At 41.3% G+C, this 14,384-nt stretch carries 8 protein-coding genes, 2 tRNA genes, 2 rRNA genes and 3 pseudogenes (1 of these 15 only partly in view); 4 read left to right on the top strand and 11 right to left on the bottom strand.

Features of this window, described 5'->3' with window-relative positions; genetic code table 11:
• From NOS7107_RS00865 to NOS7107_RS00850, 4 genes are all read right to left on the bottom strand, one after another.
• Positions 1-1,174: ribosomal RNA gene (locus NOS7107_RS00865) — 23S ribosomal RNA — on the bottom strand (it extends 1,654 nt beyond the left edge of the window).
• Positions 1,175-1,407: 233 nt separating this feature from the next.
• Positions 1,408-1,480: transfer RNA gene (locus tag NOS7107_RS00860), tRNA-Ala, on the bottom strand.
• A 92-nt stretch (positions 1,481-1,572) separates the two neighbouring features.
• A tRNA-Ile gene (locus NOS7107_RS00855) sits at positions 1,573-1,646 on the bottom strand.
• Positions 1,647-1,769: 123 nt separating this feature from the next.
• A 16S ribosomal RNA gene (locus tag NOS7107_RS00850) occupies positions 1,770-3,260 on the bottom strand.
• Together the 16S and 23S rRNA genes with 2 tRNA genes alongside form the textbook arrangement of a ribosomal RNA operon.
• Positions 3,261-3,555: 295 nt before the next feature.
• On the opposite strand from NOS7107_RS00850, the pseudogene NOS7107_RS00845 reads away from it, so the two are divergent.
• Positions 3,556-3,840, top strand: a pseudogene (locus NOS7107_RS00845) (nicotinate-nucleotide diphosphorylase (carboxylating)); the annotation flags it as partial.
• 16 nt (positions 3,841-3,856) lie between these two features.
• On the opposite strand, the pseudogene NOS7107_RS00840 reads toward NOS7107_RS00845, so the two are convergent.
• Positions 3,857-4,204, bottom strand: a pseudogene (locus NOS7107_RS00840) (IS4 family transposase); the annotation flags it as partial.
• A 246-nt stretch (positions 4,205-4,450) separates the two neighbouring features.
• Here NOS7107_RS00840 and NOS7107_RS00835 point away from each other — a divergent pair.
• Positions 4,451-4,887 (top strand): annotated as a pseudogene (locus NOS7107_RS00835) (transposase); the annotation flags it as partial.
• A 279-nt stretch (positions 4,888-5,166) separates the two neighbouring features.
• Here NOS7107_RS00835 and NOS7107_RS27475 read toward each other — a convergent pair.
• Entirely contained in the window at positions 5,167-5,451 is a 285-nt protein-coding gene (locus NOS7107_RS27475; RefSeq protein ID WP_301280987.1) for a transposase, read from the bottom strand.
• Positions 5,452-5,868: 417 nt separating this feature from the next.
• Here NOS7107_RS27475 and NOS7107_RS00830 point away from each other — a divergent pair, with 417 nt between their 5' ends.
• Positions 5,869-6,417: a peroxiredoxin gene (locus NOS7107_RS00830; protein ID WP_015111094.1), complete on the top strand. Its 549-nt coding sequence runs from the start codon at positions 5,869-5,871 to the stop codon at positions 6,415-6,417.
• Positions 6,418-6,511: 94 nt separating this feature from the next.
• Complete coding sequence (gene gorA, locus NOS7107_RS00825) at positions 6,512-7,864, top strand: glutathione-disulfide reductase (RefSeq protein WP_015111093.1); 1,353 nt, start codon at positions 6,512-6,514, stop codon at positions 7,862-7,864.
• Between the two features lie 244 nt (positions 7,865-8,108).
• On the opposite strand, the gene NOS7107_RS00820 is transcribed toward gorA, so the two are convergent.
• Genes NOS7107_RS00820 through NOS7107_RS00800 form a run of 5 tightly spaced genes read right to left on the bottom strand, consistent with a single transcriptional unit; the run spans position 8,109 to position 14,378 of the window.
• On the bottom strand, positions 8,109-8,897 hold the full coding sequence (locus NOS7107_RS00820; protein ID WP_015111092.1) for a glycosyltransferase family 2 protein: 789 nt from the start codon (positions 8,895-8,897) through the stop codon (positions 8,109-8,111).
• 35 nt (positions 8,898-8,932) lie between these two features.
• A complete protein-coding gene (locus tag NOS7107_RS00815; RefSeq protein WP_015111091.1) occupies positions 8,933-10,102 on the bottom strand; it encodes a glycosyltransferase family 4 protein in 1,170 nt (389 codons plus the stop codon).
• 10 nt (positions 10,103-10,112) lie between these two features.
• Entirely contained in the window at positions 10,113-11,324 is a 1,212-nt protein-coding gene (locus tag NOS7107_RS00810) for a glycosyltransferase (protein WP_015111090.1), read from the bottom strand.
• A gap of 49 nt (positions 11,325-11,373) precedes the next feature.
• Entirely contained in the window at positions 11,374-13,167 is a 1,794-nt protein-coding gene (gene asnB / locus NOS7107_RS00805; protein ID WP_015111089.1) for an asparagine synthase (glutamine-hydrolyzing), read from the bottom strand.
• A 59-nt stretch (positions 13,168-13,226) separates the two neighbouring features.
• On the bottom strand, positions 13,227-14,378 hold the full coding sequence (locus NOS7107_RS00800) for a glycosyltransferase (RefSeq protein WP_015111088.1): 1,152 nt from the start codon (positions 14,376-14,378) through the stop codon (positions 13,227-13,229).
• Positions 14,379-14,384: the final 6 nt, after the last annotated feature.

The raw sequence follows: 14,384 nt of genomic DNA, 5'->3' as shown, positions 1-14,384 counted from the left end.
CTTCGGTACATCACTTAGCCCCGTTCATTTTCGGCGCAAGATCGCTTGACTAGTGAGCTATTACGCACTCTTTCAAGGGTGGCTGCTTCTAGGCAAACCTCCTAGTTGTCTATGCAATCTCACCTCCTTTATCACTTAGTGATGATTTGGGGACCTTAGCTGGTGGTCTGGGCTGTTTCCCTCTTGACGATGAAGCTTATCCCCCACCGTCTCACTGGCAACGTGTTCTCTGGGTATTCTGAGTTTGTCTCGATTTGGTACCGGTCTCCCAGCCCGCACCGAAACAGTGCTTTACCCCCCAGATTTAATCGTTACCGCTGCGCCTCAACACATTTCGGGGAGAACCAGCTAGCTCCTGGTTCGATTGGCATTTCACCCCTAACCACAGCTCATCCGCCGATTTTTCAACATCGGTCGGTGCGGACCTCCACTTGGTGTTACCCAAGCTTCATCCTGGCCATGGTTAGATCACCAGGGGTTCGGGTCTATAAACACTGATTATCGCCCTTTTCAGACTCGGTTTCCCTTTGGCTCCAGCATTCTCGCCTTAACCTACCAGTGCCTATAAGTCGCCGGCTCATTCTTCAACAGGCACGCGGTCATCCGTTCAATCGGACTCCCACTGCTTGTAAGCTTATGGTTTCATGTTCTATTTCACTCCCCTTCCGGGGTTCTTTTCACCTTTCCCTCGCGGTACTGGTTCACTATCGGTCACACAGTAGTATTTAGCCTTACGAGATGGTCCTCGCTGATTCACATGGGATTCCTCGTGCCCCATGCTACTCGGGATTCAGCTACTATCCTTTGACTTTCGACTACAAGACTTTCACTTTCTTTGGTGCAGTACTTAGCTGCTTCGTCTAGCCTCTAGATTCGATATTGCTGTCCCACAACCCCAGTCAGTAAACCAACTGGTTTAGGCTCTTCCCCTTCCGCTCACCACTACTCAGGGAATCTCTTTTGATTTCTCTTCCTCCAGCTACTAAGATGTTTCAGTTCGCTGGGTTGGCTCTTTCCTGTCTATATATTCAACAGGTAGTATACAGGGTTGCCCCATTCGGACATCTCCGGCTCATAGTTTGCTTCCAACTCCCCGGAGTATTTCGTCGGTAACCACGTCCTTCTTCGCCTCTGTGTGCCTAGGTATCCACCATTAGCTCTTATTCGCTTGACCACTTTTCATTGGTACACATTCTGCAAACACTCTTTTCCATTCTGCCTACTTCGTCTGCTTACACTGATTTTACTCAGCACTCAGCACTCAGTACTCAGTACTTCTTTTCTGCGTCTGCCTGCTTTCAATCGCGTTTCTATGCAGTTTTCAAGGTTCTGGCTAGGAATTCTTCCCAGCAGTCTAACTACTTTTACGTTAGTTGCTGTTTTTTCCTTCACTTTTTTCTTTCTAGGTGGAGGTTAGCGGACTCGAACCGCTGACATCCTGCTTGCAAAGCAGGCGCTCTACCAACTGAGCTAAACCCCCAGACTCAAGTTAAAATTTGAAAGTTAAAAGGCGAAAGAAAAATTTTTATTCTGTTTCTTTTTACTTTTACTTTGTTTTTTTACTTGTTCAGGTGGGCCATCCTGGACTCGAACCAGGGACCTCACCCTTATCAGGGGTGCGCTCTAACCACCTGAGCTAATAGCCCCAATACGAACCAAACCATAGTTTGAAAGCTTCCACAATTTCCTGCGACCGACCTAGGTTTGACCATCTGTCTTCTGTTTACTTGCTTTTGGCAATTGAGATGACAGTTGGGTAGGTCTCCCTAAAAGGAGGTGATCCAGCCACACCTTCCGGTACGGCTACCTTGTTACGACTTCACCCCAGTCACCAGCACTGCCTTAGGCATCCCCCTCTCCTAAAAGTTGGGGTAATGACTTCGGGCGTTGCCAGCTTCCATGGTGTGACGGGCGGTGTGTACAAGGCCCGGGAACGAATTCACTGCAGTATGCTGACCTGCAATTACTAGCGATTCCTCCTTCACGAAGCTGAGTTGCAAGCTTCGATCTGAACTGAGCTACGATTTCCGGGATTTGCTTGCTATCGCTAGCTTGCTGCCCTCTGTTCGTAGCATTGTAGTACGTGTGTAGCCCAAGACGTAAGGGGCATGCTGACTTGACGTCATCCCCACCTTCCTCCGGTTTGTCACCGGCAGTCTCTCTAGAGTGCCCAACTTAATGCTGGCAACTAAAAACGAGGGTTGCGCTCGTTGCGGGACTTAACCCAACATCTCACGACACGAGCTGACGACAGCCATGCACCACCTGTGTTCGCGCTCCCTAAGGCACTCCTCCCTTTCAAGAGGATTCGCGACATGTCAAGTCTTGGTAAGGTTCTTCGCGTTGCATCGAATTAAACCACATACTCCACCGCTTGTGCGGGCCCCCGTCAATTCCTTTGAGTTTCACACTTGCGTGCGTACTCCCCAGGCGGGATACTTAACGCGTTGGCTCCGGCACTGCGAGGGTCGATACTCGCAACGCCTAGTATCCATCGTTTACGGCTAGGACTACTGGGGTATCTAATCCCATTCGCTCCCCTAGCTTTCGTCCCTCAGTGTCAGTTACGGCCTAGCAGAGCGCCTTCGCCACCGGTGTTCTTCCTGATCTCTACGCATTTCACCGCTACACCAGGAATTCCCTCTGCCCCGAACGTACTCTAGCTATGTAGTTTCCACTGCTTTTACAAAGTTAAGCTTTGCTCTTTAACAGCAGACTTACATCGCCACCTGCGGACGCTTTACGCCCAATCATTCCGGATAACGCTTGCATCCTCCGTATTACCGCGGCTGCTGGCACGGAGTTAGCCGATGCTTATTCCTCAAGTACCTTCATTTTTTTTATTCCTTGAGAAAAGAGGTTTTACAACCCAAGAGCCTTCCTCCCTCACGCGGTATTGCTCCGTCAGGCTTTCGCCCATTGCGGAAAATTCCCCACTGCTGCCTCCCGTAGGAGTCTGGGCCGTGTCTCAGTCCCAGTGTGGCTGATCATCCTCTCAGACCAGCTACTGATCGACGCCTTGGTGCGCTCTTACCACACCAACTAGCTAATCAGACGCGAGCTCATCTTCAGGCAGCAAGCCTTTTACCTTTCGGCACATCCGGTATTAGCCACCGTTTCCAGTAGTTATCCCCGACCTGAAGCTAGATTCTCACGCGTTACTCACCCGTCCGCCACTATCTCCGAAAAGACCGTTCGACTTGCATGTGTTAAGCATACCGCCAGCGTTCATCCTGAGCCAGGATCAAACTCTCCGTTTTGAATTGTTTGTTTAGCTCTTTTGCTGTTCTTTTATAACCTCAGCCTGGTTACTTTATTTTCTTGACGCAGGCTACTTGTGTTATTATTGCTTTCAAACTATAATTTTTTCATGGTTCGGTTCCCTCCGAGCTTCGCTTCGCAGCGCTCCTCTCAGGCACTTATCTAATCTATCTCACTCTCCTCTCTCTGTCAACTACTTTCCAAAAATTATTTTTCCTTTTCTTATGACCGTTGGATAGTAAGGGGTTTGGGATATAGTAATTCTAGAAATAGCAAAGTAAGTAATTATAAGTTGTGAATAAAGTGGGTGTTTTACCGCCTTGGCTAGTGTTAGATCCGCTATTGCGTGGCTGGTTGCTAGAAGATATTGGTCGGGGCGATCGCACAACGAATCCCCTCTTCACCTCAAATTTGACACTGGGAACAGCAAAATTGTTCGCAAAAGCAACAGGAATAATTGCTGGCTTATCAGTTGCAGCAAGGGTATTTCAGCTTTTGAATGAAAAAACTAGCTTTACGATGATTGTTAATGATGGTGAATTTTGTCAGCCAGGACAAGTAATAGCGGAAATTCATGGGCAATACCGTTGCCAATTTACGAGGGTTCAACGGCTGTAGAAGTATTGTGAATACGACCAAGAGAGGTGAGCTTGGCAAAAATCTGGCCTAATAAAATAGGCTCAGGCTGTTCTGGAAGCGTTTTTAACATTTCACGAACATATCGAAAACCACGACAGTAAGCCTTAAGGTCAACAATGCCAGAGCCGGGATTCTCTTGACGGAATTGAGCTTGAGAAAAGTTGACCATGAAAAAAGAAAGATTAGCAGCGTTAGTGACAGCAATTTGACTGAGGTTCATAAAATATTCCAATCCCCAAAATTGTTTGGCATCACGAAAATTGAATTCGATGTGGAAACGTAGTTTGTAATAATCGACTATCTTCTTAGGGACTTCCAGAGAATAAAATATACAAACAATAAAAATGATAATCATTCCGGTGGGGGAAGGAAGAGGTTGCCGTTGGGAACCTCTTCCTTCCCTTTTTGTAGTAAATTCAATGATGATTCAATTTTTGGATGTGCATAGGTGTCAATGGAATTAACGGATTCATTGAAAAACTTGCTGAAGGAAACTGCACAGCAATTAAAAAGGAGCAGCCAAACGCAGATTCATTAGTCCCAAAGTTGGCGATTTCCCGAAATTAAAACTTTACTTATTAATCAAGACAATGGAGGTCAGAATAACTCTCGACGTACTCAGTTTATGAAACGTATAGTTGAATTCTCTCAAAAACATCAACTAAATATACGTTTAGCATATTATCCTCCATATCACAGCAAATATAACCCGATTGAAAGAACTTGGGCTATATTAGAAAATCATTGGAATGGCAGCATTCCTAGGATGAAGTCGAAACCGCATTAAACTTTGCTAAAACTATGACTTGGAATGGCAAACATCCAGTTGTTAAGTTAGTAACTCAAACTTATGCTACTGGGGTGCGTTTAACTAAAGAAGCCATGCAAGAAATTGAAAATAAAATTTCACGTTTGACTAATTTTGGTCAAGAGAATTTACCAAACTTAGGCAAGTGGTTTGTTGATATTTGCTACGGAGCAACGTAATTGTTAGAAGTTAAATAACGGTTTTTCGCGGCAATAGCCATTCTGCTCACTGCGCTCTTGTATTTTTGAGTACAGGCATTTATCTTGCATATATTTTGGTGGGAGAGAGCAGTTGCCGTCGGCAACTGCTCTCTCTCTTTCATAATGATTATCATTTTTATTAATTGTATATTTTATTCTCTGGAAGTCCCTTATATGACAAAGTTAGGTCACTGGAAAATAGAATTACGTGACTGCGTGTATGAGTTTTTAGATTGGTTTTCACCAAAATCACTACATTCAGTGGCTGGGCAAATTCTTTGTGAAGGAGAATGCATTGATAAGTATCAGAAACAAATACTGGCGGAAAAATAGCCAAAACAACCTCGCCCAAGGTATTAATGTGCCAAAGAATCTCAATATCGTCCGATAACTACCTCCAACGCCTGTCCATCGAGAAATTCCCAACATTGTGACTCGCCCACTCATCCCTAACATGGCCTGGATTATTTGGTTAAATTGCCGCATCGTTGTCGCGTTTATCTGCGGTAGCAGGCATTGCAGGAGCGATAAGATATCTGGCATGGGCGGAAGAGTAGTTTTTGAGTTTTCGTTGTGAGAGACAATAACTCTACTATGAAACGCCCTACCTCTTCATCCTCTTATTTTGGCAACGGTATTGTTCACCGAAAAATATTTTGGCAGTAGTACAACTGTTGTCACTAGGAGTCCTCTTATGCTCAAGCCAGCAACTCCAAAACTATTTTTCTCACTGCTACTACTGACCAATTAGTCGCGCAAAGTGCTGATATTACGGTTATTTTAGTTTTTATTATCTGTCTTTAATTAGTAGCGGTTGTATTTACCCGCGAGAAAGTTTTCTTGGGAATTTATTATTTTTAAGTATTTATAACTATTGCATATTTCTTAAATCAGAATTATTCTGACTTACATAGCAAAATTTAATTAACCGCGCATAGATAAACTGCTAGAGAGGTAAATATGGCTGTAATCGATAGAGTTCCTAATGTTGTATTTAAAACCCGTGTGCGTGATGAGTCTATCCCAGGGTCAAATCCTTTCCGTTGGCAAGACCGCACCACCCAAGATATTTTCGGTAGTAAGCGTGTTGTAGTTTTCTCTTTACCTGGAGCGTTTACGCCTACTTGTTCTACGTCTCATCTGCCACGCTACGAAGAACTATATGATCAATTTAAAGCTTTAGGCGTTGATGAAATAATTTGTATATCTGTGAATGATGCCTTTGTGATGTTCCAATGGGGCAAACAACAAGGCGCAAACAATGTATTTTTACTTCCTGATGGTAATGGCGAGTTTACTCGCAAAATGGGTATGTTAGTAGATAAGTCTAACCTAGGCTTTGGGATGCGCTCTTGGCGCTACTCGATGGTAGTTGATGATGGCAAGATCGAGAAGATTTTCATTGAACCAGGGTTTTTAGATAACTGTCCTACCGATCCTTTTGAAATTTCAGATGCAGATACAATGCTGGCTTACCTCAAAGAAGCTAAGAAACCAGTAACTGCCTAAATACAATAATTCGTAGTTGATAATTCGTAATTCGTAGTTGTTAATTTAATTGCGAGTTACGAATTACGCATTAGTGATTATTCATGGGGGAGACATGAGTTACGGTTTTGATTTATTCGTAATTGGTGCAGGTTCTGGAGGAATTGCCACTGCTAGAAGGGCGGCAGAATATGGTGCTAAAGTGGGAATTGCCGAGTTTGATAGACTAGGTGGAACCTGTGTGAATCGTGGCTGTGTCCCCAAAAAATTGATGGTTTATGCTTCTCATTTTCCTGATGTTTTTGAAGAATCTCAAGGGTATGGCTGGAATCCTGTTGAGAGTACTTTAAATTGGGAAAAGATGATTATGGTAGTGAACAATGAAGTGAACCGCCTGAATGGAATTTACCAAAAGATGTTGGATAATTCCAAAGTTGAGGTGTTCCAGGGATATGGTAAATTTGTTGACTCTCACACTATTATTGTTGGGGAGCGCCAAGTCACCGCAGACAAAGTGCTGATTGCTGTGGGTGGAAAACCTGTCAGACCAAATATTTTAGGAATTGAACATGCTATCACCTCTGATGATATTTTCCACCTGAAAGAACAACCCAAGCGCGTTGTGATTTTAGGTGGAGGTTATATTGGTTGCGAATTTGCCTGTATTTTAAACGGGTTAGGTTGTGAAGTTACACAGGTGATTCGTGGAGATAAGATTCTGCGTGGTTTTGATGAAGATATACGCAGCGAAATTCAGCAGTCGATGATTAACCACGGAATTCAGATTCTGAATAATATTGAACTAATTGCTATTGATAAAAGTGCAGAAGGAGTAAAGGTAACAGTCAAAGGTAGTGGAGATAGTGAGGAAACAGTAGTTGCTGATGCTGTAAGTTTAGCAGCTGTTGGTCGCAAACCTAATACTCAAAATCTTGGTTTAGAAAATACCAAAGTTCAGCATCGAGATGGGGCAATTCTTGTAGATAAGTACAGTTGTACTAATGAAGAAAATATCTATGCAGTGGGAGACTGTACAGATAAAATTAATCTGACTCCAGTCGCCATTAATGAAGGTCGGGCATTGGCAGATACGGTTTTTGGTGGTAAATCCCGAATTATGAGTTATGTAAATGTGCCTACTGCCATTTTTACTACACCGGAAGCTGCAACTGTGGGTTTAACGGAAGCGGAAGCGAGGGATAAATATGGTGATGCGGTGAAGATTTATCGATCGCGCTTCCGCCCAATGTATTACACTCTAGCGGGTAAAGATGAAAAAACTTTAATGAAATTAATAGTTGATGGTAGCACTGACAAGGTTGTAGGGGCGCACATGGTCGGTAATAGTGCGGCCGAGATTATTCAAGGAGTGGCGATCGCTGTTAAGATGGGTGCTACCAAAGCAGATTTTGATGCAACCGTCGGCATTCATCCAACTTCGGCTGAAGAATTCGTGACGATGCGTTAAAAATCTCTGAGGTTGAGCAAGTGTTTGGCTGTAACATCTATCAGGCTTGCCCAACCTCAGTTTGATTTCGGTATCGTCAGATTAAACTGTGAAAAGATAATATACTGATTTTACGATCTCTTGATTTCCCTAAATGTGATCGCCGAACAACATTTATAATTTAGCGATCGCTCATGTTTATTTTAATGTCATGATTGCTTTAACTTTTATTCTTTCTAGGACAAGAGATATGCAAATAATATTGTTAGTTAATTTTATGATGTTTGCATAAACTTAATTTCTCAGTTTCAATCAAACGAGTGGCTAGAAGAATCTCTGCTAAAACACGTTGGAAAGCATAGTACCAACCTCCCCAACCATCAAAAATACCACCTTTGAGAATTAAGCAATAGAACAATATGATAACGGGAGCAAGAATTTTTTGCTTACGGATGCGATCGCTCCAACTCAATTCTTGTATTGGTGTTTCTAATAGTTTTTTTACTTCAATCACCATATAACGATCCTGCGCCCACAGCCAACGACTTAAGGGTTTTTGATCATCATGATGAATATATGCCGATAACATTGCAGATTTACCATCTACCCAAACTCGGTGAGCATGACCATCGTCTTGGTAAATTGCTTTTTCTTTCTTATAGATGACTTTACGCGGGGGCAGTAATGTACCACGCAAGGGTTGACCAAACACACAATATTTGAATCGAATACTGTAACTATCTATATCAGAATCTGCTGGTAATGCTTGAATTTCATCAATTAATTCATCAGTTAAAACATAATCAGCATCTAGTGAAAGTACCCACTGAGACAAAATTTTGGTTAAGCCATAATTACATTGACCAGCAAAGGAATCAAACTTTCTTTGGAATATTTTTACCTGGGGATAATAACTCAAAATTTCGAGAGTTGTATCTGTACTATAACTATCAATAACTACTATTTCAATTGCCCAATGCAATTTTTCCAGAGTGCGAGCAATATTTGGTGCTTCATTATATGTCAGGATGAGCGGCGTAATTTCTTCTCTCATAAAATTAATTACAGAAATTGTTTTCCTGTTTCCTTTTATCTCTCCATTAAAGAATTGAATTTTGTCTCATTATTGAGAGCTTGATTACTAATTAAATCTTCAAAATCATCCAGATATAACTGGGCTATACGTTGATAACCATATTCAGATGCTTTCTGACTAGCTTTGATACTGATTTGATGTCTTGTCTGGTGATTCAAAATCACCGATGACATGACTGTAGCTAGGTTGCTTGCAGCATCAGAACTCCGATGTTCAAAATAAAATCCTGTTTCCTCGTTTTTAATATAGTCTTGAAAACAGCTTAAATTAGAAACTATTGGTACCAACCCAGTAGCCATTGCTTCTAAAGGGGCAATGGGAAAAGCTTCACCTTTTTCCGCCAGGGAAGGGTAACAAAATACATCAGCTTGTCGATATACTTCTACCAATTTTTGAACCGAAAAAATTGGGTCGAGAAACTCTACATTTAATTTTTGTGCTTGCAGTTTCAATTGATTTAAATAATTGTCACCCCCACCACCTTGACTTCCTTTACTCGGCCCAATAATTCTCAATTTGACCTGAGAGACTTGCTGTGAAAGAATAGAGAATGCTTCTATGAGCAGATGAATTCCTTTCTCTGGATGAATTCTTCCTACATATAAAATTATCTTTTCTGAACTCTCTGTCCGAGGCTGTGAAGGTGGAGAAAAAACGCGAGTATCGACTGGGTTAGGAATTAATTGCATACGTGGAACAGCAGCAGGATACTGTTGTGCAATTCCCTGCCAAATAGACTTTGACAATACAATAAAGCGGTCGGCACGACGATATAGAGGGTATTGTCCTTTAGGAAAGCGACCGACACTGATGACAATTTTGCCAACCTGAGTACGCAGTGGTGCAAATACAGGTAGCCAAAAATCGTTGATGACTAAAATATCAGCAGATGGTAGGGTCGGAAATGTTTGTAGAGCATAAACCAAATCTTTGAACAAGTCGAGCCAGATATTTAAACTTTGGGAAAAACCACCGCGACGGATATATCTCACACCATTGATGGTTTCTGTGGGTGGTTGTCCTGGATACGCACGACATAATATAGTTACTTGATGACCAGCGGCCACAAATTCTTCGGCCAAACCTTGCCAAAGACGGTGATGCGCTCCTCCTTGTAGGGTTGGGATAGGTAGCCAGGGTCCTGTAGCAATGGTAATAATCAAGCCTACCTCCTTAAGCGGAATAAAATTGAACACAACTAGGGGGTTCACCACCAGCCAAAATCCACTGGTAAACACTGGCCATATCCTGGGCGATCGCATCCCAAGAATATTTTGCTTTCACGAAATTTTTGCCTTGAACACCCATTGCTTGTCGTTCACTTTCTGACATCTCCATTGCTTCTACCAAAGCATTTGTCAGAGCAGGCTGGCTAATCTCAACCCACCAACCACAGTTATATGTTTCTAAATCTTCCCAAGGTGCGCCTTTTGTAGTAATCACCGGTACACCATAAGCTAAAGACTCAGCAATTGCAATTCCAAAATTTTCGGAATGAGTTGGCAGAATAAATAAATCAGCGTTACTGAGTGCAGAGGCTTTCTGTTCACCTGATAGCATTCCTGTAAATGTCACCTGTGACTGCAATTGTAATGTAGCTGTGATCTCTTCTAGTTTGGATTGATAGCCGATTAAGTCAGAACCAGCAATGAGCAAATGCCAATCGGGAAATTGTTTTACCAGTGTTTTCCAAACAAATAGTAAGTTATCTAGACCTTTTTTGGGATGAATTCTTGAGAGAAACAGTAACCATTTTTTGTTAGCTAGTTGGGGAAATAGCCTAATTAAAACTTCTCGACTAGGTTGAGCATCTAGGTTGGGAAGACTGACTCCATTGGGAATTACAGCGATAGGTTGACGGAAATTAAGTTGACGAAGGGAGTTGGCTTCTTCTTGGGAAGTTGCATGGAAGGCGATCGCTTTCTGGAGATTCTCTCGTTCATACAAAAACCATGCAGGTAGTTTTTTAAACCAACTATTCCGTAAAGACCATGCTTCTAGCATACCTCTTGGAGAAGTAATTAATGGTAGATTATTCTTTGTAGCTGCTTGTCTGGCGTAAATATTAGGAAACATCCACAGACCATGATTATGAATTAAATCTAACTCTGTTGCTGCCAAATTTTGTAAAGCATAACCAGCACTTGGCTGAAATCCTCGCAGATATTTTGCTAATTTTGTTGCAGTGTAAGTGTGGAGATTGACATTTTTTGTAGCGACTTGTTTACCATGCCCTTGATAGTCCAGGGTAAATAAATGCGGGTAAACTCCTTGCTCGGATAAAGCTTGTGCTAGGTTAGTTACCGAATAAGCTGGCCCACCACTATTTTCATTAATATTAGCAACTACATGACATACATTTAATGATTTTGCAACTGTTTTCATCAGAGTTAATTATTTTTTTGGCAAACACCCTTAATTTTCAACTTAGAGATTAGTGAGAAATTGTTTCCCACCAATATTTTAATAGTGCCAGACTCCAGCGACGATACCAAACTCCTAGATGGACATCTTTAGCTGAATTCATCCCTGTAAAACATTCATGCCATTCATCATCAATCCACTTAGGAAAAGGAAAAGAAAAACCTCTTTTTTGTTTATTAGTTACCCAAGTTGGTAATTCTGGAACAGCTTCAATTAATAATCTTTTTTGTGGCATTAAACGCAAGTTACTAGGTATAGAAGCAATTGTTTCTAGCAACAATCTATCTACAAGTGGTACTCGTAGTTCTAAACCCCATGACATACTCATCACATCACTATCTCTTAATAGCTGATTACGCATATAGCGACTAATTTCTAGTAAGCTTACTTCATCCTCAAGGGAAGGTAGAGATATATCTTGATATTGACTGTGACGTAGAGGTAAATCTTGTTCTGGAAGGTATTGATGTGCTATTTTACAAGCCTCCAAATGAGAGAATATACCCCGAAAACTACGGTAAGCAGATGTTGTGCTAGGAACATCTTGTAAGAAGTCTCCTATTCGTCTAATTTGCGGTGATTGACCCCAAAATTCTAAGCCTTTACCAATGCCAATATTCAAAGGATAAAGTGCTTTAATTTTTCTTCCCCAGTGAACCATTTTGGGAATTTTTTGGAAAGAACCATAACCCCCAAATAATTCGTCTCCTCCTAAACCAGAAAGGACAACTTTTGTACCATCTTCACGGGCTAATTTAGATACACAAAATGTATTAAAACCATCTACACTTGGTTGATCAATTGTGTCTAAGAACTTAGGAAATAAGGATTTACCCAAAGAAGATGTAATGGTAAATACTGTATGCTCAGTATCAAATGTATGAGCAATTTTTGAGGCGATTTCTCCTTCGTTCCATTCTGATTCTTCAAAGCCAATGGAGTAAGTTTTGAGTACACCAGCTTGGGTTTGACGTGCTAAGGCGACCACTGTTGTAGAATCTATTCCACCACTCAAAAATACTCCTACTGGTACATCACTGACAAAGTGATGTTGAATAGAGTCAATTAGTGCAGTTCTGACTTTTTCACGGGCTTGTTCTAAGGTGATTTTTTCGGGAGTAAAGTCAAATTGCCAATATTGTTTTTGCGTCAATTGACCAGACTCCCAATGCAGATAGTGACCTGCATTTAAGCAGTGAACTCCTGCAATTAGCGTATTTGGCTCTGGAACTGAACCGCTAATCAGATAACCATATAAACCCTCCATACTTAAATTAATTGCAGGTAAGCCAGAGGAGAGAATTGTTCTGAGTTCAGAAGCAAATATTAATGTAGAACCAGATTGCCAATAATAAAGGGGTTTAATTCCTAGAGGATCACGAGCTAAAAAACAAGTTTTTTCAAAATCATCCCAAATAGCAAAGGCAAACATCCCTCGGAGATGCTGAACACAAGTATTACCAAATTTTTGGTAGAGTTTTAAAATAACTTCTGTATCTGTTTGGGAATTAAACTTTTCGCCTTGGGTAATTAGCTCCTGTCGCAGTTGTTTAAAGTTATAAATCTCACCGTTGAAAGTAATCCAATATCTTTGATCAGAAGTAGACATCGGCTGATGTCCAGCACTACTAAGGTCAAGAATTGATAGACGGGTATGAGCTAGTGCAGCTTGTCTTTCTGGAGCAATAAAAATGCCTGCATCATCTGGCCCCCGATGTTGCAAAGCAAGTTGCATTCGCTGAATCGTCGATTCTAATTGTTCTTGATATTGATTAACTGTAAGAATGCCAGCAATGCCACACATATAGTAATATTTGTTATTAATTAGACGGAAAATATAATTTATTGTTTAATAAATCAGGATTAAAAATTAGCAATGTTTGACAGTAGAGGTGATTTTTGAAAAAATTGATGGAGAGTCAATTGAAACTTTTCAAATCCAAAGGTATCAATGACTAAACTTCTGAGAGAGTCTGGTTGATAAATCAAAGTATTTGAATATTTTTTCATCAGGATTTCTGTAAGCGTTTGTGCGATCGCCTCTACATCATCTGGATTGACCAGCGCCCCTAATTTACCATGACACAGAGCATCTATAGCACCGTCTTGATTACCTCCTAAAACAGCCTTACCACAAGCTAATGCTTCTAAATACACAATTCCAAAGCCTTCACCCTTGCTTGGCATAGCGAAAACATCGCAGAGGTTATAGTAATCACATAGCTGCTGATCAGGCACAAATCCAGCTAAAGTGACACAATCTTGTAATTTTAGCTGGGCTATGAGTTGCTCAATTCTGGGTCTATCACTTCCTTGACCAACAATCACATAATGAACATCAGGAATTGACTGACGAATTTGAGGAAGTGCTTGTAAAACTTGGTCGTGACCTTTGTATTGTTCACCAGCTGATAATCTGGCTACAGTTAATATAACTGGCTGTGTTGGTTGCAGATTATGTTTTGCTAATAAATAGTCGGATTTAGGCGCAGGTTGAAAACGATGAGTATCAAAAGTGTTGGGTAGAATAATAACTTTTTGGGGATCGAGGTTTTGTTCTTTCAGCAGGCGATCGCGTGTGTAACTGCTGACAGCTAAAATTAAATCAGCCTCCATTAAAGCTGTCTTCACAGCCCTGTTTTGAATATTCCACGCTTCTATACCATGAGCAACTACCCAGTAAGGAATACCAACTAACCGCTTAAGTATCAAGGAAGCCACAGCAAAATTTAAGTGAGTCGCCAAAACTAAATCCGGTTTTTTAATCAAACCATTGCCAACCAGTTGGGCTGCAAATAATGGTGTACGGAATTTCGTTGGTAAACCACCAGCAAAATGAAATTGAGTTTGAGGTAAATAGGTAATACTAGATGAAGTCTCAACATCATGTTTAAGAAAAACTTCGTAGCGACTGTCAGGAAAAAGGTTTTGTAAAGCTTGAAATAAAAAAGCAGAGTATATTTGGATACCACCATTAAAACTAAACAACTGAGGCAACCAAAGATGTATATTCATTGATTT

Origin of the sequence: Nostoc sp. PCC 7107, from assembly GCF_000316625.1 — a bacterium.
GTDB lineage: Bacteria > Cyanobacteriota > Cyanobacteriia > Cyanobacteriales > Nostocaceae > Nostoc_B.
This window is presented reverse-complemented; position numbering and strand designations above follow the sequence as displayed.

Bases quoted from the DNA above. Each gene is read 5' to 3' on its own strand.
- NOS7107_RS27475 (WP_301280987.1), bottom strand. From the start codon at position 5,451: ATGCCAGATATCTTATCGCTCCTGCAATGCCTGCTACCGCAGATAAAC.
- NOS7107_RS00830 (WP_015111094.1), top strand. From the start codon at position 5,869: ATGGCTGTAATCGATAGAGTTCCTAATGTTGTATTTAAAACCCGTGTG.
- gorA (WP_015111093.1), top strand. From the start codon at position 6,512: ATGAGTTACGGTTTTGATTTATTCGTAATTGGTGCAGGTTCTGGAGGA.
- NOS7107_RS00820 (WP_015111092.1), bottom strand. From the start codon at position 8,897: ATGAGAGAAGAAATTACGCCGCTCATCCTGACATATAATGAAGCACCA.
- NOS7107_RS00810 (WP_015111090.1), bottom strand. From the start codon at position 11,324: ATGAAAACAGTTGCAAAATCATTAAATGTATGTCATGTAGTTGCTAAT.
- asnB (WP_015111089.1), bottom strand. From the start codon at position 13,167: ATGTGTGGCATTGCTGGCATTCTTACAGTTAATCAATATCAAGAACAA.
- NOS7107_RS00800 (WP_015111088.1), bottom strand. From the start codon at position 14,378: ATGAATATACATCTTTGGTTGCCTCAGTTGTTTAGTTTTAATGGTGGT.